This window comes from Nocardia salmonicida NBRC 13393 (assembly GCF_001613085.1).
Lineage (GTDB): Bacteria > Actinomycetota > Actinomycetes > Mycobacteriales > Mycobacteriaceae > Nocardia > Nocardia salmonicida.
In genome coordinates, this window is sequence record NZ_BDBR01000014.1 from 19,594 (window position 1) to 41,102 (window position 21,509).

Below are 21,509 nucleotides of genomic sequence, written 5' to 3' on the forward strand. Positions count from 1 at the left end.
CTAGGAGCACTCCGTGATCGAGAACGACGACCTGCTCTATCGGGTCGACCGGAACTGGCTGGGGCCAACCGGCCATGCGCTGCCCTTCCGGATCCGCTACACCGCGATCGGGGTCGGGCTATCAGTGTTCGTGACGACCCTGTTCATCGAGATGTCGGTGCTGCACCTCACCTTCGGGTTCCAACCGGTGGCAATTGCGATGGCGGTGACGGTGCTCGTCACCAGCCGAGCCACCAAGTACGTCAACGCCGATCGGCCGCTGCGCTCGATCATCCGCGCGGCCTGGAACGACTTGACCGCACCACGGCCGCCCAAGCAGAGCCAGACCGTCTCCGTTTCCCTCCCCTCGCCCGCCCAGCAGCCACGCCGATCGCGCCGCACCGAAAGGGCCAGCCGATGAGCCTGCACGACAACGACATCGCCGCGCTGTTCGATCCCAATGTCGACGAACCACTGCCGGTGGTGCCGCCGGGTGCGCTGCCGCCTTCGTGGACCGCACTGTCGAAGGCCCCTGAGCCCAAGCAACAGCTGGCGTGGTCCTTGGTTCCTGAGGCCCGCCCCGCCGATCGCCCCGAAGTGGATCCGCATCCCCGCGAGGCCGAACAGCCCACTCGCGCAAAGCGCAAGCGCGGGAAGAAGCGCGTCGCCTCCGATTTGGACCGCCAACGCATCGCGGCGCAGAAGCGCGCCGCGCGGGAGCGCAAGACCGTGCGGTTGCAACTGGTGGGGACGACCGGAAACATCACCCGAACCCGGCGCACGTCCACCGCCTGGTTCGTCCAGCCTCCCGGGCCGTGGAACATGCGCCCGACCCGACGGCAGCGGCGCTACATCCGAGATGAAGCACTGGTGCTGGCGAACCTTGCCGACGCGGGCGCGACTTCGCTGCATCGGCGGCTGGTCCGCACGCCGTGGCCGGTGCGGCAGTGGGCGCAGGCGCACGACCAGTGGGCCGACCCGATTCCCGACGTGCCAGGTGCGCTGTCGTGGGCGGACTATCTGCGCGGCCAACAGCACGCGATGCTCTGGGGCAACCCGACACTCAAAGGCCGCTACTGGGGAATCGAACTGCCCGCACGGTCTGCCTCAGGGCAGGCGCTCGACGCAGTCGCTCGGATGCTGGCTGTCGCCATCAACTGGCCGGTGCTCGGTCGCGTCGCGAAAGTCGTGCACCAATGGGCGGAAGATGCCTTCGCGCGTGAGCAGGAAGCGCTCCGTGAACACATGACGGCGTTGGAACGCATCATGGCGGGTCAAGGCGCGCGTGCGCTGCCGGCCACCGAAGCGCAGATGGACTACCTCCTCCGGCGCAGTTCGACGATCGGTCTGCCGCTCGATGTCGACGGTGTGATCGCTGGCGGAGGCGACTGGGACGAACCGGATGTCGCTGCGCTCGAGGACCTCACCGACGTGACCATCACACCCGGCGACGGCTACACGACAGTGAGCGGCCTGGTAGACGGTCAGCGATTCACCGGCGCGGTGATCGTTCTGACCGTCGGCCGAATGGCCGCACTGCCGATCCCCGAGCAGATGCTGCCGTGGCAGGTCATCGGCGACCCGTCCGGGGAGCCGTTGGAGTGGAGTGAACGCATCACGCTGGTCCCGAAAGGTCAGACGATCGCGCGCATGCGGCGACAGGCCAACAAGATCAAGTCCCAGTGGGAGCACTACACCATCGAGCACGATGAGGATCCCCCGCAGGAACTCACCGATCAGTACGCGATGTCACAGCAGGTGATTTCCGACGTCGAAGAGGACCATTCGGGTCTGTCTGCCCGTACCGAGGGCTGGTACCGGGTCGCCGTGGTCGGCGCGACGCCCGACGACGCGCGCCGCAAGGCGTCGATGCTGAAGGAGATGTACTCGCCTCACATCTCGCTCGAACTCGAGCACGGCCAGTACCAACTGCTGCGTGAGTTCATCCCCGGCGAGCCGCTCGCCAACGTCGCCCACTTGCGCCACATGAGCGTCGGATCCCTCTCGGCAGGCATGGCCGCGGTCGGCGACCGGATCGGCGACCGCACCGGCGTGGTCCTCGGGCAGACCGCATCCATCGCGCCCAGGCCAGCAGTGTGGGACCTCTTCGCCGCCCACGAACGCAAGCACAAGAGCGGCCTGACCCCGATCGTGGCCGTCCCCGGATCGGGCAAGACCTTCCTCGCGGGGATGATCGTCTACCAAGCGGTGCGCGCCGGCGCCTACGGCGTCATCCTCGACCCCTCTGGTCCGCTGCGCGAACTCGCCAACCTTCCCGAGTTTCGGGACATCGCCGAAGTGCAGGCCCTCACCGGTCGGTCATCGCGGCCCGGATCGCTCAACCCCTACCGCGTGATTGTGGATCCGCGCCGCGATGATCCGGAGTACGCATCGACCCACCCCGACTTCCGCCGGGACTCCGATCCTGTGGCCGCGGCGACCGCCCAATACGAAGCCGACGTGCGTGCCGCGGCGGCCGAACGCATCTCGGTCGCCGTGTCGGTGCTGAAGATGATGCTGCCGCCCTCCCGACTCGACCTCGAGTGGACCGAAAGCGTTCTGCACACCGCGGCCAACGTCGTCGGCGGCGAGCGTCACCACAACCTGCGCGAAGTACTCAACGCCATCGCGCAGATCGCGGAGACCGACGAGGACGTCCAGATCCGCACCTGTGCACGCAGCATCCACCAGGACCTCAACGTCATGAGCCAGCTGGCCGAAGCACGGGTGCTCTTTCCCGATAGCGGCACCGGCGCAGAAGCCGACTTCGACAGCGACGTGCGCCTGACGATCCTGACCATGCCCGGTCTGCAGCTGCCCCCAGACGGCATCGACCCGTCCCAATGGACTCCACAGCAGCGGATGACCGGCCCGTTGATGCACATGGCGGCGTGGCTGGCCAACCGCCTGGTCTACGAAAAGCCTCGGCACGTGCGCAAGGTGCTGTTCCTCGACGAGAACAAATATCTCGAGAGCACCGGCGCCGGAAAGACCCTGAACCTGCGAATCTCTCGCGACTCGCGCAAGTACAAGGTGCGCGCACTGGTCTGCTCACAGCTTCCCGATGACTACCTGGGTACCGACGGCACCGACGACAAGTCCGCCCTGGCATACGAGGTCATCGTCGGCGACCTCGGCGGCAACGAGCACGCGATCCAAGGGGCGCTGAAGCTACTCGGCCTGCCCACCGACCAAGGCTACGAAGCGATGCTCGCCGATCTGGGCGGCGGCGGCGAGGACACCCTCGACGAAGACACTGACACCAGCTGGCAGGACCAGGCCAGGCGGTTCGTGATGAAAATGGCCGACGATATCGAGCTCATCAGGTCGGACTGGACCCACTTCGTCCACCTCTCCCACGTCTTCGCCGCACTCAACAGCGCCGCGATCTCCGCGCCGGGTGCAGCATGAGCGCCCACACCGAGCGGGGACGTGACATCTCCGCTGGTCAAAGCTCCCGAGTAGGCGCTGTCGCAGGACAACTCGCCAGAGTCCTCGCCGTCCTCGCGCTGGTGATGTTCGGCCATATCGGTCCGGGAAGCCCCACCGCGGCCGCCGTCGGCTTCGACTGCAAGGAGATCCCCGCACCCGAGCTGCCCAAAGCCGTCATCCCGTCCCTCTTCGACGCATCGAGTGCTGAACGGCCGGCACCGACCCATGCCGACCCGACTGGGTACCAGACCTACGGCTGGGCCGGCCTGCGTTGGTACACCTACGACCTCGGCTGCGGCGAAGATCTGGTCAGGGCTCCGAGCTCGGTGCTCGACACCAACTACGGCAACACCTTCCTCACCATCGGCGAGTCGATGGCTGCCGCGGCATTCTGGCTCGACGAGCAGACCAAGACCGGTGCCTCCGCGCAGGCCGCAGGAGTTGAGTCGGCGCTGGAGAAGTTCGACGACATCGTCACCTCGGTGTCCCGAGGCATGGTCGGAATCTACGGAACCTGGCTGGGCATCGGCCTGAGCGTCGCTGGTGTGATCATGGGCTGGCAGGCGCTCAAGTCCGACACCGCCGGCGTTACGAAGTCGGCCGGTGTCGGACTGGCCGCGATTGCCCTCGGCGCCCTGCTTGTCGGCGCACCGCAGAAGGCCATTCAGGTCAGCGACGACACCTTCGGCTCACTCATCACCGACACGCAGGACCAGATGTTCTCGGTCAGCATCGACGACGGCGGCGGCACGCTCGGAGTCGGCGTCAATGATCCACGCAATGTGTTGCTGGACAAGATCTTCCTCGACGACTGGCGCAAGGGCTGGTTCGGTGCGAACTACACCGAACTGCAGGACCGTCAGCCCGACTTCGGGTTTGGCCCCAAACTGCGCGACAGCCTGGCGTTCACCTACGCCGAGCAGGAAGAGATCCAGAACAATCCGGACGCCGAGGCACGAATCATCCAGGCCAAGCAGGACAAGTTCCGCAACGAGGTGGTCAAACCGCTCGAGGAGCACAAACTCAGCTTCTACACCTTCCAGGGCAAGGAATCCGGACGCGCTGGCATCGGCTTCATGGCCATGCTCAAACTGGCCATGCCGTCGATCCTGTGGATCGGCGCGTCACTTCTCAAACTCACTGCCCTGCTGGCTATTCGGTTCGCCATCCTGTTCGCGCCGATCTGGATCCCGATCGCGGCCGCGCACGGCGGCATGCTCTCACGGGTGCTTCGCACCCTGGCGACTGCCTACATGTGGGGCGTCGCAGGCGCAGTCATCGTCGGGCTCTATCTGATCGCGTTGGTTCGGCTGTATGTGACCGACAACGGGATCGTCGACGGTGCATGGCGACTCTGGTTCATGATCCTGTTGACCGCGATCTGCTGGTTCATCATGCGACCGTTCAAACGCATGTCGCAGACCATTTCGGGCAATCAGGCGAGCCTGATCAACCGCAAGGCTCGTGGTGCCCAGCAGTCGATGAAGGCAGCGTTCCTGCGGCGTGCAGGGGCCGCGCTCGGCGGCGGACCGGCAGGTGTCGCGGCCGAGAAGGCCGTGAGCCAGTTCAGTAAGGGCGGTGCTCGCCGCGGCGGGGACGAGACGCTCGACAACGACACAGTGCGGCCGGTGCGTCCCGAAGGCCGCGACCTGACTCACCGCCGCCAGGCCGACGTCAGCCACGCGCGTAGCGACGCCCGCAAGCACCTGCACGAGCAGTCACGGCGGTCCCAGTCAGCGAAGATCACCGAGGCGCGCGACGCTCGGATCGCGGGAATCGCGGCATCGGCGTCGGCCGAGATGGCCCGTGGCATCAGCGGCGGAGGCGAGCTCGGCAAGACTGGAAAGAACGGCAAGCCGGGGATGCTCGACGACGCCGAGGCCGCCCGCGCCGTCGAGTACGGAGCGGCGGCGCTTCGACGCTTCGATGAGGAGAACACGCGTAGCCGTGAAGAGCAGGAAGATCGCCCGGTCACTCCCCAGGTGAGCCAGCGCTGGGATGGCGGTGACGGATCGGTCATCGCGCCGATGAAGGTCTATACCCCGACGCGGGGGAGCAACACTCTCAACGGCGTCGTGCCGATGGTGGCGATCTCCTCGCCGGTGAGGTCGACACAACGCGCCGAGCCGCCTGCGCGGCCGCGCCATCAGGTGTGGGATCCGCCGCCGCCGAACGGCAACGCCGGTCAGCGCCAGAACCGAAGGTTGAACTGATGGCTGGGTTCGAAGGCGGCAACCCGGTGTTGGCGCCGCTCCGGCGTTGGGTTCTGTATTCGCGGACCAACCTCACGATCACGATCGCGGCGTTGATCGCTGCGCTCGTGATCACGGGGATGGCCACGGCGAAACCTCAACGGGCTGGCACCAATTCACCCGCTGCCACCAGCTCGGGTCCGGTATCCGGCGCTGCCATGCCGATCAGCTATGACCTCGTCGAAATCAGCGAGTCGATGGTGACGGGAAAGCCACCTCAGTGGGTCACAGCGAGCGCCCCCGCCACCGCGATGTCTTATGCGCACACTTTCGTCGATCAGAAGCTCGCAGGCACCCAATGGACGTACAAACTTGGGATCCTGACCGCGGGCCCGCCTGGCGACAAGTTCCTCCAGGCGCGACCGAAGAAGCCCGTCACCATCACAGGACCGACGCGCAGCGAACCTGTCACCGGCGACGGCGGCGCCCGCGCAGCGAAGGTTTCGATCCTGACCGACGCTGGCCCGCTGATCGTGCTCCTGACCGCCTCGGAGCGGCGCTGGACGGTTTCCGCCCCCTACCCGACGCTCGACCTTGCCGTGGTGGGAGACCAGTCGCCCAAGAGCAGCAGGACGCCGGCACTGCCGCCGTCGACAACGCAGTCATCGCCGACGCCGTCGGGCTCGGCAGTACCCAGTACACCGAAGTCGTCGAATTCGACTCCGCCACCTGCGAACCGAACAACGACTCCAGCTGGTCCTCCCCCGACCGGCGACATCCCGTTGCCCGAGCTCGATACCCCGCTGCCGGGTGCCTTGTGAATCTGACCAGGACCCACAAATGCCTCGCCGCGGCCGTGAGCGTCACGATCGCCGCGGGAGCACTCGGATGCAGTACCGCCCCCGTCATTCCGCGCGCCAAGTGCCCGACCAACGAGATCGCGACCTCCGGATCGACCAATGGTGGCAAGCTCGCGCCGTCGGGCCCGATTCAGCAGCCCACATCCGGCACGACCATGAGCAGTGGGTTCGGGCCACGCTGGGGGACGATGCATCAGGGCATCGACTTCGCCGGGGCGATAGGTACCCCGATCTACGCGGCGCTCGACGGCGTCGTGGTCAAATCCGGTCCGGCATCAGGATTCGGCAATTGGATCATCATCGACAGCCTGTACCAGGGCAAGACAGTGTCGACGGTCTACGGCCACATGGAATCCAACGGGTTGCGTGTGCGCGAGGGCCAAGAGGTGAAAGCCGGCGACCACATCGCCGACATCGGAAACGCTGGGGAGTCCACGGGGGCGCACCTGCATTTCGAGTTCTGGGAAGGCGGACGCCTACAAGGCGGAACCGCGGTCGATCCAGCACCACTCCTTGCTGGGGCACCCGCAGCCCAAGCGGATGGGGTCAAGCTCGCCGCAGCATCGCGATCTACTGGATGCGCGGGCTTCGGAATGCCCGGCGGCGGGGACCTCGCAGCCGGAAAGGTCCCGCCTGAGTTCGAGGAATGGCTGCGCAAGGCCGGAAGCCTCTGCCCAGGCATCCGCCCGCCCGTCCTGGCAGCGCAGCTGAACGCGGAGAACCAATTTCGCTATGGCGCAAACGCTCCGGTCAGCCCGGCTGGAGCCATGGGCCCTGCTCAGTTCATGCCCGGGACCTGGGCCACATGGGGCAAGGACGCCGACGGCGACGGCAAAGCCGACCCGAACTCGATCGGAGACGCTGTCATGGCCCAGGGCAACTTCATGTGCGCGCTCTACACCGAGGTCGACACAGCCCAGGCAGAGGGCAAGGTCAAGGGAGAGACGGTCGAACTGGCGCTCGCGGCTTACAACGCCGGATCCGGCGCCGTGCTCCAATATGGCGGGATCCCGCCCTACGCGGAGACACAGGGCTACGTCGCCAAAATCATGGCTGCCACAGCCAATTACGAGGCGCCCAACGCGGCCGGACGCATGACGCCGCAGAGCTCCGGGGGCGACGCTGCGCAGGCGGTGGAGGCTGCGCAGCAGTACCTGGGCACTCCCTACGTCTGGGGTGGCGGTGACATCGGAGGTCCGACCAAGGGCGGATTCGACTGCAGCGGGCTGACAAGCTACGCGATCCACGCCGCTAGCGGCGGGCGGATCTCGCTGCCCAGAACATCCGAACAACAGTGGACCGTCGGCACCGAAGTCTCGCTCGCCGACGCCAAACCGGGCGATCTTGTCTTCGGATCATGGGGCTCCGCCGGCCCGGGCCACGTCGGAATCTTCGCCGGCAACGGTCAGATGGTTCACGCTCCGACCACGGGCGGCGTCGTCGAGAACGCTCCATTGCAGCCTGGCATGCTGGTTCGGCGGGTCATGTGATGAGGGGACGTGTCATCACCGCAGGTCAGGGCAGTTCTTCCCCGGTCCGTCTTGGCGTTAGATCTGGCACTGGGCTCTACCGCTGGGCGTCGCTCGACGAGCGGTCGACGACTTTCCGTCGATCGCCGGCACCCTGCTTCGATTCGCGGGACGTGTCATCTGACCAGGTCACCGCCAGTTTTGTGCGATGCTCTGTTGCTGTGAGGGGAGGAACGCAATGAGCGCACGGTCGTGGTTGATCGGTTCTGCAGCGCTTGCAGCCATCGTGGCGGTCGTGGCGATTGCGTTCTTCCGCAGCGCTGATCCTGACGTGCCGGCCCAGCCGGCACCGGCGACTTCGATCGAATTCGTGCCGCCGAGCTCGTCGGCACCTGTCCCCGAAACCACCTCGAAGAGCACTGCCGGCTCGGCGGCCGCCGAGGACACCCTGCAGCAGGCCTTCACCGTGGCCTACACCTGGCGACCAGGCCAGGGCGACGTCACGCCGAACGACGCGTTCATGCGGGCCCGTCGCTGGTTCACCGCGGCGCTGGCTCAGAACTACAGCGTTGATGCCCGCACAGAGAGATGGCCCAACGCCGAATGGGCCGAATGGGCCGAAGCCGGCACGACAGTGATCGCCGATGTTCGAGTCGACTGCTCGGGATGCCCACCGGACACCGATTCCGCGGTACACCGGGCGATTACGATCCGACAGAGCGCGGTGACCGGGGATCGGGTCACCGCGATCGAGCCCGAGCTTGTCGTGTGGGCGACCGTGATTCACCAAGATGGCCAATGGCTTGTCGACAGGATCAGCTACTAACCGGGCTCTAGCCCCCGAGAAGGAGAAGACCGATGCCGAACCCAGGTCGGATCGCCGTCATCGCTGTCGCCAGCACGGCCGTGGTAGCCGCTATCGCAGCTGGGGCGCTGGTGTCCTGCAGCTCGTCGGACGACGAGGACACCTCCAACGGCACAGTCACATCAGCTGATAGCCGCAACCATGCTGATCCTCGCGCGGCGACGGGACTCGTGATCGGACTGGACGACGATGTCGCGACCCATGTGGTGGCAGGGACCGCCAACAAGTTCCAGGCCCGCTGCGAGGATGCCGCCGACGACGAGCGAGTCGAGATCACCACCGAGGACGGCTGGAAGGTACAGCTGACTCACGGATCCCAAACTCTCACTGCGGAGAACGAGAAGCTCGGTTTCCCCGCGGCGACATTCACCACCGCCGAATCAGCCATCGCCAATTCCCGCGCACGCAACCCCGATGGCTTCCCACTCGGGATCACCTGGGATCGCCCGAACACCGGCGAGGTGGAGGTCAAGCTGAAGGAGGAGATCCCTTCGAGCTGGAGTGCCGCTCGACGCAACACCGAGCTCCTGGTCTTCCTTCACGTCGCGTGCCCGTAGCCGAACAACGCTCAGCCGCCTGTTTGCATCGCCCACATCTTCGGCTTATTGCCGATCGCCAGCGAGAAGGTCTCCGTGACCTTGAACCCGAACCGCTCGTAATAGGCCACGTTCTCCGCCCGGGTGCAGACGAGATAGGAGGGGGTGCCAGCGGCGGAGTCGAGCCGGTGCTGCAGGAGCTGGGCTGCGAAGCCCTGCCCGCGGTGGCTGAGCGGTGTGCCGATGTTCGCCAGATACCAGTGGGCGTTTGCCGGGTGATGCCCGTCCAACGTCCGGCGGACCGTGATCGCTCGTCCGGCGCGCAGCCGAAGAGCCGGCAACAGGTCTGGAACGGCACGCATCGTCTGCATGAGCCCCTGGTCCCACCGCCCCGGCGGATCCCAAACTGCCACTCCCCCAATGTTTCCGCCGGGGTCGGATGCGATCTGCACCCCACCGGCTGGGATGTGGAAGTGTCGCAATGAGGCTGCGAAGTACCGCGGCAAGGCGCGGTGACGCTCCTCGGCTTCAGGCCAGATTGCGGCCATAAGCGGGTCATCTGCGAAGGCTTCGGCAAGGACCTGCGAGCAGCCTGTGACGTCAGACTCAGTAGCGGTGCTAACGGTGTTGGGCATGTGGATACCTCCTAGACGTTGCACACTGGCAATTATGAGTTTGGGTCAACGGTGTCCATTCGAAGCCGGCACTCACACGGTGAACGAACTTCACGAAGCTCTCAGGACGACGAACGGGGGTGTGCACCAGGCCGAGCTGCCGGACGGCTCTCCAGTGTGGATTGTCACCGGATACGACGTGGTGACCAGGCTACTGGCCGACCCGGTGATGTCAGCGGCGAAGGCCGACTCCACCACGGGGTTTCGCGGGCAGAACCTCCCTCCGGCGCTGGATGCGAACCTTCTCAACATCGACGGCGATCAGCATCGGCGAGTACGCAAGCTCGCTGCCGAGGCCTTCGCTCCGCCCAATCATCCAGCGCACCGACAGGTGGTCGAAGACGCGGTGCAGGAACTCGTCGACGCGCTGCCGATCGAAGGTGATATCGACCTGATGAGCGGGCTGTGCGAGCCGCTGCCGCCGCGGGTGATCGGAACGCTGCTGGGACTGCCAGAGGATCGGCTCGACGAGTTCCGTGACGCCGCGCGGCCGATGTTCGCCGTCGATACCTCCCAGCAGGGGGCAGCGATCCAGGAATCTCTGGGCAAAATGCTGATGCTGGTCGCTGGTGTGATCGCCGAAAAGAGGGCTGATCCCGGGACGGACCTGATCTCGCACTGGCTCGAGGCCCGCGACGGCCAGGACCGCCTCAGCGAGAACGAGCTGATCTCGCTGGCCTTCGCGGTGATCATCGGAGGGTTCGAGAACGTCACCTCGCTGGTGGCCGCTGTGCTCGACGAGCTTGTGCGCGCCCAGAATGCGGCAGCGCGACGCCTCCTCGATTCCGAGGAGGAGTTCAGTCGCCTCATTCGCGACCTCATCGGCCAGGTCGCCCCGGTCAACTACGCCCTGCGGCGATTCCCCTTGGCAGACCTCGAGGTGAATGGTGTGACAATCCCCCGTGGGCACACAGTAATTCTCTCGCTCCGATCCGCGCACCTCGATCCCGCGGGAATCGGGCGCCCCGATGTCGTATTCGGTCGAGGGCGCCACTTCTGTATCGGAGCAGCATTGGCAGAGATGCAAGTTGTCACCGCCGCCAAAATGGTTCTTCGAAAGTATCCGAAGCTCGACCCGATCAAGCCGCAACAGCAGTATCGATTGCGGCCCTCTTGGTTCACCTACGGGTTCGCTGAGCTGACAATGACCACGACACACTGAGACGCAGGGCTTCAGCCTCCCCTAATGTGCGGTCGCTATGATCGAACTTCCAACAAAAGAGCATGCAACCTATGGGGGGTTCGAAATGCCGAAGTCTGGATGGGTACTAGTCGAAGCGTTGGAGGCGACCCGGCTGACGGTCGTCGCGCGGTCAAATGAGCCGCGAAGTCGCACGTCGTTCGAGCGCGCGGTGCAGGATCCCCTGGGCGGCAGTAAGGGCCCCGGCACCGAGGCGGCTCGATGGCTCGAGGCAAGCATCGCCGAGCTTCGTCGGCAGCCCGCTGCCACATCGATCAATCACACTCTGCGCAATGGGCAGACGGTTGCCGCTCGGCTGATTCCAGTGGTCGGTCCGGATGGGGTTCTTCATGGCGTGCAAGTCTGGATCGGCGCCGACAACGAAAGTCCGTCGACGCCACCGATGTCCGCGTTCGCTTTCACCTGGGATTCGCATCAGCGACTCGCGGATATTCCCGCAGCCCTGGCCAACGGTCAACCTGACACCCGGCTGACGGCGCCTGAGATCTTCCGGTTCGTCGAGCCCGTCGACGCGTTCGCTTTGATCAAAGCGCTGCTGACGCATGAGCCCGGCTCGTATTGGGAGGGGCCGGTGTCGATGACTTTTCACAAGCAACAGACGCCAGCACAACTCCTTATGGTGGCCGGGCCAACCGACGAAACTTCTCATCACTGGCGCGGACTTATTTTCCAGACCACCAGCGCAAGTTCTGGAGCTCCGAGCCTGGAAGCGGCTGCGTTAGCTGCGATTCCACGAATGTCGCAGGTCCATATGGCGCTCGTCGACATCGCCAAAATGCGGCTGCTTCGATGGATCACCGACCCCATGTCCGATGTGCAGTGGAAAGGTCAAGTCGACCAACGCGACACGCCACATCCCGACGACGTCAAACGCATCTTCGAGGCCGCGACAGACGTATTCACCGGCAAGACCGAAACAGGATTCGTCGAGGGCATCCGCCTTCGCCGCCGCGGCGGCGGCTGGGTGGTCACCGACGGCACGGGCGCCATCATGCGAACGTCACCCGACGCCCCACTGCTAGGCGTCGTCCAATTCCGGGTCACCGGATACAGCGACGAGCCAGACCCGGTCGAACCCACTGACCAGGGACACCCCGGGCTGAGCGATCCCACCTAGACGACTCATACCAATCTGCTACGATCCAAACCGACTACCCGGTACCAGTCTCTGACGGCCGCCGGAAGAAGGCTCTCCGCAACACGTGGGCGAGCCCAATTCCCGTTGGCCAACGTCAGGAGACGCCGATGATCCCCACACTTCCCGCTCACGACCACCTTGATGTGAGCGTCGAGCCGTCAAATGGCGAGCGTGGCAGTCGCGCAGCGAAATCCAGTGTCGTCGTCGGTCATGCCGGTCCGCGCGTCATTGCAAGCCGAGGGCACAGCAGATTCGAACAGGCTGGTGAATGCGCCGCCCTTGAGCCCGCGGCGGTCCTTGACCGCACCAACGGTGGCGGTGCTGGTCCACTCCCACACCCCGCCGCACATGTCGTATATCCCGTAGGGGCTGGCGCCGGATCGGTAGTTGTCGACCGGAGTCGTGGTGCCGGGCCCGGACCCGCGGACGTTGCACTTGGCCGGTGTCGGCTGGCTGCCCCAGGGGTAGATATTTCCCAACGACCCACGAGCCGCCTTCTCCCACTGCTCGTTGGTCGGCAATTGTTTGCGCGCCCAGTCCGCGTAAGCAGTCGCGTCGTGCCAGCTCACCCACACGACCGGATGTGTGGCGATCTCGGGCGGCGGGCTCGCCGATTCCCAGTGCCGTGGCGCCGAATGGCCTGTGGCGGAGACGAATCGATGGTAGTCCGCGTTAGTCGTGGGATAGACGTCGAGATAGAAGCCGTCGATGTAGACCGGCAGATCACCGGTGCCGGAGAGGAATACGCCCTCGGGGATCCAGGCCATGAGCTTGCCGTCGCCCGGGTGTCGCACCACCGTGGATTGCTCGGGCACGTCGGTTTCACGGGTGTCGACAATGTTGTCCTCCCCGACGAAGGCGATAAACCGCGCGCGCTCGTCGCTGGTCAGTCTGGCGAGCGAGGTATCGAGCGCGGCCTGATTGATCGGGCGGGGGAAGATCTTGCTGCGACCGGCCTCCCACTTGGAGACCATCCGGTCGCTGACACCGAGGTGTGCGGCGAAGTCTCGAACGGAGAGCCGACGGGCCTCTCGCAGCGCCTTGACTTCGGTTCCACTCCAACGCCTCACTGTGGCAACCACGCTGCTGCACCCCTTCCCTCGTCGCGAGAAAGAGTATCGAGCAATCGTGTGTGGTTCGACTGGGAGGGTTCAGAGCCGCTCGGTCGGGATCGACTCGTAGTCGGCGCGCAGCTCGGCGATCATCGGATGATCGGTGCTCCACGTCGTTTCGTCGACACTGTGCACAGCGCGGACTCCGATGGCCACATTGGTCAGGATCGCGGCTCGGTACTGGGGCAGGTCCGACAGCGCGATGTGCTTGGTGAGCACTTCCTCATCGCGGGCTTGGCAGAGGAGGCGCATGGTCGTGCCGGCAAGCACATCGGCCTTCGGCCAGATGATGCGGTTATCGGCGTCGATGAAGCCGATGTTGGCGGTGGCGGCTTCGGACACGGTGCCGTCGGCAGCGGTGAACAGAACGTCGTCGTATCCGTTGCGCTGAGCCGCAGCCCTGTGATGCACAGCGCCGAAGAGCCCGATGTGCTTGACCCGTGCGAGTTCTCGGGTGAAGACCGCGGTCTGCAGTCGCAGCGGTGGCATCGGAACGGGCGCGGCCGAGGTCGTCGTGACAAGGACGTTCGGGTCGGCCGCGGCGCCGGGCTTGCCGAGCTCGAGTCGGGGGTCATAGACGGTGGCCCGCATGACAATTGGGCCGCTGGCGTCTGCGGCAGCGCTGCGCAGGTATTGCCGGACTCGGTCGAGATCGAGCTCGGTGGCGAATACCTGGCGGCAGTCACGAGCAAGCCGCTCCAGATGCAGCGACAGGCCACGGACACCGCCGTCCTCCACGCGCATCGACGTGAAGTGTCCGAGGTTGACCAGCGCCAGTCGGCTGATCTGGTCGACGGTGGGCGGCTGACCGTTGAGCAACATAGCGGCCAGTCTTTCATCGCGACGCGTCGGCGTCGCGGTTCTGCATCGGCGAAGTTCAGCGGAAGTTCGACGCAACGCGGTGCTGGGTCGGTTCCGCATACCAGCGACTCCCGCCATGCTGATGATCATGATCAGACGCAGGGGGTCGGCGAGGTGAACACGTCATGCAGGCACGCCGGGTCCGCGCTTCCTGGTGTTGTTCCATGCCCTGATCAGCTCTTGGTCGGTGACTCCCAGCGGCTTCGCGAGGGCTTTGACGTGGCGGGGCAACAGCTGTTTGACGTCGCCTCGTTCGATCTTCTGCAAAGTCGGTGTCGTCATACCTGCGGCGCCGGCGAGCTGCGGCTGGGTGAAGCCTGCCGCGACACGCAGGTCGCTGAAGAGCCGAGTTGCCGGGTCGGTGATCACGACGTCGGTGATGCGAATGCCGAGCACTCGGACGACGCGGGCGAGAAGATCGACCGTGGGGTGGGTCTTGCCGGACGACCAGTTCGACAGCGTCGGCGCCGAGATGTCGGCCAGGCGCGCGATTTCGTTCCGCGACATGGGCGACTGCTCGACGGCCTCGGCCAGCCGCTGAGGTTCGAAGCCGCGGAGGTCGCGCCGGCGGGTCACCTGTCGCCCCTGAGTGTCACGGTGCAACGGTGTCTCACCCACCTCGTTTGTAGCGAACTTTGCGACCTTACAATTCGATCATAGATTTACTAGCATGGGAGGGAGGTAGCTAGAGCTCGCTGAGTTATCGGATTGAGAAAGACCCCCGAGGACGTCTGTGATTGGCGTCGCGTCGCCCTCGGAGGCCCTGAACCACTAGCGGTTGCACGCGTGCTGTGGCGTATCGATGCTACGTCTTGCGCGTGTCAACCGCCTCAACTGGAGGCACGCGTATGAACACGACCGCACAACCCTTCTCTCGAGATTGCAGTGCGCTGCAACCTCAGGCACCGCGGCGGCACCGACGAGCTCAGGCTCGGCGCCGGACAACAGCCATCCCCGTCAGCGTTCTGATCGCAGCGACGATTGCTATCGGATCCGGAACGGCGGCCGCGGAGCCGCAGCCGGGCGTCACCGGCCCTTCGACCAGTGAGAATCAGCCGGGAACCAGTGGGGCACCGCAGCCCGGCACCACGAGTCCGGCGACTCCGCCGACTCCGCCTCCTGCCCCGACGCCTCCCCCGCGTCCCCAGGAACAGTCTTGGCAGGGCAATCTGCTGCCCGAGCCGCAGTACGTGCCGCCGGAGCAGTATCGCCCCGCGCCTTCTGCGCCTTCTGCGCCTTCTGCGCCGTCCTACTACAGCAATCCTGGGAACGGTGACGACTCCACCGGCTACAGCGACTACAGCGGGCCGAGCTACGCCACGCCGCAGACGGCTCCCTCGTCTCCCTCTACCTCGCTCGGCGAGGATCTGGGCAGCCTGCACCTTCCTCAGCCGGTCGAGCCGCCCAAGGTCATCGTTCCGCCGGACCCGGAGTGGCTCGGCGTCGGTGACGCGAAGATCGCGCGGCCCGAGTGGTTGCCAGTAGATGCGACGTGGAAGCTCAACGGCCAGGCGGCGCTCGCGCAGCGCGACGTCGACCATTTCTTGACCTCGATCGGCTTCGATCCGAGCCGCAGTACCCGAATGGGGACCGGCATGGTCGTCGGTGTCGCCACTGGGGCGACCATTGGATTCATCGTGCTCGGAGCCCCTGCAGCCATCGTCGGTGGTGTCGGCGGAGCACTTGTCGGCGGAACGGTCGGTGGGATCGTGGGTGCGGGATTGGGCACTCTTATCCCTGTTCCCGTGATCGGCGCGATCACCTCCGGTGTCGCGGGTACCGCGATCGGCGCGGCCGCAGGCGCGGTGATCGGCGCAACCGTCATCGGCGTCCCCGCAGCACTGTTCGGCGCGGTCGTCGGTGGCGCGCTCGGCGGAACCATCGGCACGATCGTCACCGCTGGCGACGGCTCCGACTACACCCCTCCGCCGGAGACCCCGCCTAGCCCTCCAGCTCCCGCTCCCACCATCGAGGAGCAGGTTGAGACCGCGGTGGACAACACGATCGCGGCCGGAGAGCAGGCTGTCGGTTGGGTGGAAGAACAGCCCGGTGGTCAGCAGGTTATCGACACTGCGCTCGACGTCGCGGCCGAGGTCACCGCCACGGTCCAGCAACAGCCCTGGGCAGAGCAGGCGGGTGCGGTAGTCACTCAGGCCGCCCAGGACCTCGTCGCGGTCGGCACATCGACACCGGAGACGGCGGAGGTGACCGAAGCGGTAGTCGACGCGATCGTCGAGCAGCCGCAGTTCGCCCCGGACCAGTTCGGCGCTTTCACTGACGCCGCCAACGGCGCTCTCGCAGCAGCCCAGTCGACCCTGCGCTGATTTTCGTCGCCGGTGCGGGAGGACACCCTTCCGCACCGGCATGCGCGCAACACGCTGCCGCCTAACCACATTCATCGCGAGCGTCGTGCTCGTTGCAGCTGTCTCACACGGAAGGCAGACCATCATGAACACCTGCGAGAGCGCCCCCCGGAGGCGCCGCATCAAGGCTCCGACCCGCCCCCCGACTCAGGCCGAGCTTCTCCAAGTTGTGGCACTCCACGTGCACAAGGACGGGAAATGCACGGTGTGCAAGAGGCCTCGTACGAAGAATCAGCCGCTGTGTGACTCAGTGGCCCAGGCCCTGAAACTTCTCGCGTCGACCTCGATGACGAGCCCTGCCCGTTCGCTTTCCCGACTGTCGATGGCAGAACTGCGCAAGCTCGCATTCGAGCACCGCCCGGACGCACACGGTCATCGGTGCCGCCGCTGCGGCCTGGCCTACGGCCCGCGGTCCGGCAGGCGCAAGGAGTGCCCGACGTTGCGAGAAATACGCCGGGAACTGGGAATTCGTTCACTGAGCGTCACAGTGACCGCTGCGGCAGCGCAAGGCGTCGCTGTGTGCAAGGGACAGGCGGAACTTTGGACCGTCGACCGAAACTGCGTCGCCGAGTGGGAACTGGCGGTCGCTGCTTGCAACGCCTGCCCGATGCTGGCGGCCTGCCGCAAGACTCTCGACCAGCAGATCGCCGACGGCCAAGCGCCCCCCTCGATGATCGTGGCCGGCAAGTTGCTCGACGCCGCCGGTGAGGTCGTCGATGATTTCCAAGCTCACGGTCGGCGGCGCAACGCATTCGCGGGCCGTCTCACCGAGCGGACCAGCAAGTACCGCCGACAGTCCACGGCGGTGGCGTGATGGCGGTCTGGGGTCGAGTCCTTGATATCGCCGCGGGCCTGCTCGACAGCCCTGCTCCTGACGGAGCGCCATCCCACCTGAGGTGGGAATGGTTCGCTCGCCTCTACACCGATCCCGAATGGGGGTTGTCGGCAAACATTCCTGAATTCCCGGATGCGTTTGCCACCACCGTGGCCGAAAGCTGCCGCGCGCTGCGCGACCCGAGCGACGCCGCATTGCTCGCTGAGCAGTGGCGCCTCCTCGGTCAGCTCGCCGGAACTCAGCTGCTGGCCGCAACCGATCATGGTGCGATCCAGGCCTACACCGCAGTTACTTTCACTGCGCTCGACGCCGAAGATCACCTGTACGGCCACGCATTCGGTGGTGTCGAAGCGGTCGTCAGCGGGTTCCTCGCTCTCCTGGCAGTACAGCCGATGCCCATCGCTGATGCGCGCATCAGCTCTGCTCTTGCCAGCTGGAGCACTACAACAAACCACATCTGGAGGGCTGCGGCATGACATCGTTCCTGGGCATCGACCGAGAAGGTCGGCAGTGGGCACTTCTCGCAGTCAACGGAGACTCGCGGGCGCGGCTGGTCTCCGGCGAGCATCACCCTGCCGTACTGGCGACCACCGAGCTTGTTAACGCCCATGGGCCACTTGTCCTGGTGCCCAACCACTGCGGGATGTCTCAGCTCGGCCGCGATGCATTCCTTGACGTCGTCGACCTGGTCGCGGCCGACCCCGAAACCGCGACCGTTGATCAGATCGCCGCCGTGGCAACCTGGGCGCGCAGTCTCCTACGCGCAGGCACCGAGCAGGCGCTATGAACAGGCCACTGTCCTGGTCGTCGTTCGGACACCACGTCGCGGACTTCCTTGCTGCCCAGCGCATATGTGCCGATCTCGACTGGTCCAGCTCGGCAACGCCGAACTCCGACACCGTGATCGAAATTCACTCGGTGGCGTCGCTGTGGGTGGTGTTCGGGCTACTCGCCGAGCCGAGGGAACGCAGTGTTCGGGGCGCCCGGCATGCTCGGTCACTGCCGGAGCCCGGAGCACATCTGGATGTGCTCGACAGCGAAGGGGCGCAATGGCATGTGCGCTGGCAGCGTCATGCTGGGCATGCCTACCCGATCCTGGTTGGCGTATCGGCCGACCGACGGCACGTTCTCGCTGCCGATGAACTGGTTGCGCGATTCGGCCAGATCTCGGTGAAGTGCCACTGCCCCACAGGAACCCATGAGCGCATCTCGGATCTGCTCGCTTCAGCCGAGCTCGATCGGGGAGTCATTCAGCCACAGGCTTTCTGGCGGAAGGGCGCGTGAACATGGCTGGCATCACGTCGATTTCGCATGCCCTCACACCGCTTCCGCGCGCAACCGACGGCTGCGAGGCCACTCCAAGCCGCGATAATTTACGACAAAATATTCGGCGCGTCGGTAGCCATAACTCGAGGTCTCGAGGCACGATCAACGACCATGAAGGACTCCTCTATGCCACGGCCAGTCGGCCGTCCTCCCAAACATGGGAGACCTACTGGGATCTCGGCGCCGGAAAGTTTCGTGCAGGCCGTCGCCAGCTGGGGCCCCGCTTCTATGTCGGTCACCGACCGCATCGAGGCGCTCGTGGAGATCGGCTTCAAAGTCGCGCCCCGGCATCACCGACCGATCACCGCGACCTATACCGGACCGGCGACCCATATCCGGGCGAACCTCTCTCCCGAGGTCGCCAGGAAGGTCTTGCAACCGGTCCGGGCGAAGCGCACGAACATCACTCGACGAATGATGACGCTGCTGCACTACGCGATGGTGTCGGAAGGCGTCGAGCTGGCGTTGGAGGCCGCGGGGATGCTCAGCGACGGCACCGAGGAGCTGCACCGGACCGGGACGACGTAGTACCCCAGACGCACGAAAACCCCCTCAGCTTTGGCCGGCGGTCGGGGGTTTCGCGCCATATCGAACCTGCATCCATTCGACGATTGGAGGAACGTGATGTTCCCGCCAACTGCCCTGGCGTTCATATGACGATCGCCAGTGTAAAGCATTTTGATCCGAACCCACCAGCACCGCGTGCTATCGCGCCGTCCCGAGGTTCGACGACTCCAGGCCAACTACCTGCGCCTGCTCCGGATTCACCGCGGTCCATCGCGGTTGCGCCCCCTGCTCGGTCGCTCGATCGGCATCGCCTGATCGCCCGAGTCTCGGCTCCATCTCCCCCGCTCGGCCGGGAGGTGACGCCTCTGCGCTGACGCGCCCACACCTAATTGCAGATTTCGTGCCAACAGCACGCAAGCAGCATCGAACCCATCCGCCACAGAGGGATTCGATACCGAGGGCCAGAGAGCCCATCGAGTGCTCATACCGGGGACCGACCCACACCGGCCCCGCGTGCTGTTGATGTCCCAAGAAAGGAACTGCCGTGAGAAGCAGCTCCCATGGTAAAGCATGCCCTCAGCAAGGTGCTGATTTCGGGGTTGAGGACTCGACCACAGCCCTCGACTGGACCGACATATCTCAGGCCGAAGCCAACGTGCAGCGGCTCGAGGAGCTCAATGCCGGTCAACGCGGCCGCTCCTGGTCGCTGCCGATCCCCGCGCACAGCGCAGGTCGCGTCCCCGCGATCGCTAGCTGCTCGATATGGCTCGATCAGGTGCGCGTCATACTCGCCTCCGACCGTGGTGCCGCCATACGCGGCGCTCAGGGCATCAGTGCGGACTTCGTAGTCGCAGTCGCTGAAGCAATGACCAAGTTCGCCACAGGCGGCACAGGGCGCGATGTGACCGCCTCTAACGAGGCACTGGCCCTGCGTGCAGGTGTCAGCACGCGGGCTGTGCGGCGGGCCCGGAAAGTGCTCTCAGATCTCGGCTTGGCCGTCGAGATGGCGCGCGGACGTAACCGCCTCAGCCGCCTCGAACGGCTGCTGGCTGAAGCACACCACGGAGGCCGACAGACGAGAGCTGCCTCGGTTTGGTACCTCACTTCGCCTCGCGAAGCCGCAATGTTGCCCCGCCGCGGCTCGGCGTCGCTCGGTCCCCGATCCATGGCTATGAAGGCGGCGCTTGGATATACCCAGGTCAACGGCACTGGCCACCTACCCACCTCTAGGTGGGTTAGTAGTAAATCTCTAGTTAGGAATTACTCACCAACGCGCGCGAACGCGCACGCGGGCGCGAGGACGCCACGAGTAAAGAGCGAAGAGCGCCGCCCACGTGCTCTGCATCTGCAACAAGCTGCTGCTGAGCTGGTCCATGAGTGTATCGGCATGGACCGCGGGCAGTGGCAACGAGTCGATCGAGATCAGTGGCTTCGCCTGGCCGGCACCCATATCGGCGCGGTTTGCGACGTGATCGCCTCGGCGAACATCGACACGACTCGATGGGATGGCCGTGCGATTGCCCGCCGGATTTCGGAGGAGAACCGCCGTCGAGGGCTGGCGTGGCCTCAGGTTCGGCGCCCGATCGGATTTCTGAAACGCCGTCTCAGCGAGCTCGATTGGACCGAAGCGACGCCCGCCGAGCGTGCCGCTGCACGCCATGCCGCCGACCTCGCGGCCGCGGCGAAGCGTGCGGCGGAGAGGGCCGCTGTACCGGTGGTCACCGCGGGCGAATCCCCCGCCATCCAGGAGTGGAGAAAGGCAATGGACGGCAAGTTTCCGAGCCTTGCCCGCAACTCCAAGCTCCGCGGCCGCGTTGCGGTTTCGCGCTGATCTCACCACGAAAGGACCAGTTCATGATCACCGTCTACAGCACGCCGGAGTGCGTTCAGTGCCACGCGACCTACCGCGCCCTGGAAAAGGCCGGCGCCGACTATCACGTTGTCGACATCAGCCACGACGCGCGCGCCCGCGATTTCGTCATTGGCTTGGGCTACAGCCAGGCACCTGTGGTTGTGAGCGGAGATGACCACTGGTCAGGTTTCCGGCCTGATCGGATCCGCGCCAGCATCGGTAGCTCGGGGTCATGAAATGCCCGCCGTACGTACGGAATCCGAGCGATATGTTGCCGAGGACTTCACCCGCCAGCCCCCGCACGACA

Annotated in this window: 21 protein-coding genes; 17 read left to right on the forward strand and 4 right to left on the reverse strand. The window is 65.4% G+C overall.

Annotation, left to right across the window (positions count from 1 at the left end):
* Positions 1-13: 13 nt before the first annotated feature.
* The 7 genes from NS1_RS16865 to NS1_RS16895 all read left to right on the forward strand — a co-directional run bounded on the left by NS1_RS16865 (position 14) and on the right by NS1_RS16895 (position 9,354).
* Entirely contained in the window at positions 14-400 is a 387-nt protein-coding gene (locus NS1_RS16865; RefSeq protein ID WP_062985757.1) for a hypothetical protein, read from the forward strand.
* Positions 397-3,390 carry an ATP-binding protein gene (locus NS1_RS16870; protein WP_062985758.1) on the forward strand — a complete coding sequence of 998 codons (2,994 nt, stop codon included), beginning with the start codon at positions 397-399 and terminating at the stop codon, positions 3,388-3,390. Before NS1_RS16865 ends, NS1_RS16870 begins: the two co-directional genes overlap by 4 nt.
* Positions 3,387-5,624: an MFS transporter gene (locus NS1_RS16875; RefSeq protein WP_157125242.1), complete on the forward strand. Its 2,238-nt coding sequence runs from the start codon at positions 3,387-3,389 to the stop codon at positions 5,622-5,624. The genes NS1_RS16870 and NS1_RS16875 overlap by 4 nt, the downstream gene beginning before the upstream one ends.
* Entirely contained in the window at positions 5,624-6,424 is an 801-nt protein-coding gene (locus NS1_RS16880) for a hypothetical protein (RefSeq protein ID WP_062985762.1), read from the forward strand. The genes NS1_RS16875 and NS1_RS16880 overlap by 1 nt, the downstream gene beginning before the upstream one ends.
* Positions 6,421-7,953 (forward strand): peptidoglycan DD-metalloendopeptidase family protein, encoded by a 1,533-nt coding sequence (locus NS1_RS16885; RefSeq protein ID WP_062985764.1) that lies wholly within the window; start codon positions 6,421-6,423, stop codon positions 7,951-7,953. Before NS1_RS16880 ends, NS1_RS16885 begins: the two co-directional genes overlap by 4 nt.
* A 217-nt stretch (positions 7,954-8,170) precedes the next feature.
* Positions 8,171-8,758 (forward strand): hypothetical protein, encoded by a 588-nt coding sequence (locus NS1_RS41690; protein ID WP_063816164.1) that lies wholly within the window; start codon positions 8,171-8,173, stop codon positions 8,756-8,758.
* 32 nt (positions 8,759-8,790) lie between these two features.
* Positions 8,791-9,354, forward strand: a complete 564-nt coding sequence (locus NS1_RS16895; RefSeq protein WP_062985766.1) for a hypothetical protein — start codon at positions 8,791-8,793, stop codon at positions 9,352-9,354.
* An 11-nt stretch (positions 9,355-9,365) separates the two neighbouring features.
* Here NS1_RS16895 and NS1_RS16900 read toward each other — a convergent pair whose 3' ends face one another.
* Positions 9,366-9,968: a GNAT family N-acetyltransferase gene (locus NS1_RS16900; protein ID WP_062985787.1), complete on the reverse strand. Its 603-nt coding sequence runs from the start codon at positions 9,966-9,968 to the stop codon at positions 9,366-9,368.
* 121 nt (positions 9,969-10,089) lie between these two features.
* Between NS1_RS16900 and NS1_RS16905 the strand changes: the two genes are divergently transcribed.
* On the forward strand, positions 10,090-11,169 hold the full coding sequence (locus NS1_RS16905; protein WP_157125243.1) for a cytochrome P450 family protein: 1,080 nt from the start codon (positions 10,090-10,092) through the stop codon (positions 11,167-11,169).
* 37 nt (positions 11,170-11,206) lie between these two features.
* Positions 11,207-12,325, forward strand: a complete 1,119-nt coding sequence (locus NS1_RS16910) for a GAF domain-containing protein (protein ID WP_157125244.1) — start codon at positions 11,207-11,209, stop codon at positions 12,323-12,325.
* Between the two features lie 179 nt (positions 12,326-12,504).
* Here NS1_RS16910 and NS1_RS16915 read toward each other — a convergent pair whose 3' ends face one another.
* From NS1_RS16915 to NS1_RS16925, 3 genes are all read right to left on the reverse strand, one after another.
* Complete coding sequence (locus tag NS1_RS16915) at positions 12,505-13,428, reverse strand: SUMF1/EgtB/PvdO family nonheme iron enzyme (protein WP_062985771.1); 924 nt, start codon at positions 13,426-13,428, stop codon at positions 12,505-12,507.
* Positions 13,429-13,497: 69 nt separating this feature from the next.
* Positions 13,498-14,280 (reverse strand): aminotransferase class IV family protein, encoded by a 783-nt coding sequence (locus NS1_RS16920; RefSeq protein WP_062985772.1) that lies wholly within the window; start codon positions 14,278-14,280, stop codon positions 13,498-13,500.
* A 162-nt stretch (positions 14,281-14,442) separates the two neighbouring features.
* Positions 14,443-14,895: a helix-turn-helix transcriptional regulator gene (locus tag NS1_RS16925; protein ID WP_063816168.1), complete on the reverse strand. Its 453-nt coding sequence runs from the start codon at positions 14,893-14,895 to the stop codon at positions 14,443-14,445.
* Between the two features lie 614 nt (positions 14,896-15,509).
* On the opposite strand from NS1_RS16925, the gene NS1_RS16930 reads away from it, so the two are divergent.
* The 8 genes from NS1_RS16930 (at position 15,510) to nrdH (ending at position 21,438) form a co-directional block, all read left to right on the forward strand.
* Positions 15,510-16,643: a hypothetical protein gene (locus NS1_RS16930; RefSeq protein WP_062985774.1), complete on the forward strand. Its 1,134-nt coding sequence runs from the start codon at positions 15,510-15,512 to the stop codon at positions 16,641-16,643.
* 325 nt (positions 16,644-16,968) lie between these two features.
* Positions 16,969-17,496, forward strand: coding sequence for a hypothetical protein (locus NS1_RS40830; protein ID WP_169812788.1), 528 nt, complete (start codon positions 16,969-16,971; stop codon positions 17,494-17,496).
* The gene (locus tag NS1_RS16940) at positions 17,496-17,993 is read left to right on the forward strand and encodes a hypothetical protein (RefSeq protein WP_062985776.1); all 498 of its coding nucleotides are present in this window, start codon (positions 17,496-17,498) and stop codon (positions 17,991-17,993) included. The genes NS1_RS40830 and NS1_RS16940 overlap by 1 nt, the downstream gene beginning before the upstream one ends.
* Positions 17,990-18,304: a hypothetical protein gene (locus tag NS1_RS16945; RefSeq protein WP_062985777.1), complete on the forward strand. Its 315-nt coding sequence runs from the start codon at positions 17,990-17,992 to the stop codon at positions 18,302-18,304. The genes NS1_RS16940 and NS1_RS16945 overlap by 4 nt, the downstream gene beginning before the upstream one ends.
* Positions 18,301-18,801 (forward strand): hypothetical protein, encoded by a 501-nt coding sequence (locus NS1_RS16950; RefSeq protein WP_062985778.1) that lies wholly within the window; start codon positions 18,301-18,303, stop codon positions 18,799-18,801. Before NS1_RS16945 ends, NS1_RS16950 begins: the two co-directional genes overlap by 4 nt.
* 237 nt (positions 18,802-19,038) lie before the next feature.
* Positions 19,039-19,371 (forward strand): hypothetical protein, encoded by a 333-nt coding sequence (locus tag NS1_RS16955; RefSeq protein ID WP_157125247.1) that lies wholly within the window; start codon positions 19,039-19,041, stop codon positions 19,369-19,371.
* A gap of 1,366 nt (positions 19,372-20,737) precedes the next feature.
* Positions 20,738-21,181, forward strand: coding sequence for a hypothetical protein (locus NS1_RS16965; RefSeq protein WP_157125248.1), 444 nt, complete (start codon positions 20,738-20,740; stop codon positions 21,179-21,181).
* 23 nt (positions 21,182-21,204) lie between these two features.
* Positions 21,205-21,438, forward strand: a complete 234-nt coding sequence (gene nrdH, locus NS1_RS16970; RefSeq protein WP_062985785.1) for a glutaredoxin-like protein NrdH — start codon at positions 21,205-21,207, stop codon at positions 21,436-21,438.
* Positions 21,439-21,509: the final 71 nt, after the last annotated feature.

Excerpts from the sequence above, each read along its gene's own strand:
- NS1_RS16940 (WP_062985776.1), top strand. The coding sequence starts at position 17,496 with ATGGCGGTCTGGGGTCGAGTCCTTGATATCGCCGCGGGCCTGCTCGAC.
- nrdH (WP_062985785.1), top strand. The coding sequence starts at position 21,205 with ATGATCACCGTCTACAGCACGCCGGAGTGCGTTCAGTGCCACGCGACC.
- NS1_RS40830 (WP_169812788.1), top strand. The coding sequence starts at position 16,969 with ATGACGAGCCCTGCCCGTTCGCTTTCCCGACTGTCGATGGCAGAACTG.
- NS1_RS16870 (WP_062985758.1), top strand. The coding sequence starts at position 397 with ATGAGCCTGCACGACAACGACATCGCCGCGCTGTTCGATCCCAATGTC.
- NS1_RS16900 (WP_062985787.1), bottom strand. The coding sequence starts at position 9,968 with ATGCCCAACACCGTTAGCACCGCTACTGAGTCTGACGTCACAGGCTGC.
- NS1_RS16895 (WP_062985766.1), top strand. The coding sequence starts at position 8,791 with ATGCCGAACCCAGGTCGGATCGCCGTCATCGCTGTCGCCAGCACGGCC.
- NS1_RS16965 (WP_157125248.1), top strand. The coding sequence starts at position 20,738 with ATGGACCGCGGGCAGTGGCAACGAGTCGATCGAGATCAGTGGCTTCGC.
- NS1_RS16920 (WP_062985772.1), bottom strand. The coding sequence starts at position 14,280 with ATGTTGCTCAACGGTCAGCCGCCCACCGTCGACCAGATCAGCCGACTG.
- NS1_RS16945 (WP_062985777.1), top strand. The coding sequence starts at position 17,990 with ATGACATCGTTCCTGGGCATCGACCGAGAAGGTCGGCAGTGGGCACTT.
- NS1_RS16875 (WP_157125242.1), top strand. The coding sequence starts at position 3,387 with ATGAGCGCCCACACCGAGCGGGGACGTGACATCTCCGCTGGTCAAAGC.
- NS1_RS16880 (WP_062985762.1), top strand. The coding sequence starts at position 5,624 with ATGGCTGGGTTCGAAGGCGGCAACCCGGTGTTGGCGCCGCTCCGGCGT.
- NS1_RS41690 (WP_063816164.1), top strand. The coding sequence starts at position 8,171 with ATGAGCGCACGGTCGTGGTTGATCGGTTCTGCAGCGCTTGCAGCCATC.
- NS1_RS16950 (WP_062985778.1), top strand. The coding sequence starts at position 18,301 with ATGAACAGGCCACTGTCCTGGTCGTCGTTCGGACACCACGTCGCGGAC.
- NS1_RS16910 (WP_157125244.1), top strand. The coding sequence starts at position 11,207 with ATGATCGAACTTCCAACAAAAGAGCATGCAACCTATGGGGGGTTCGAA.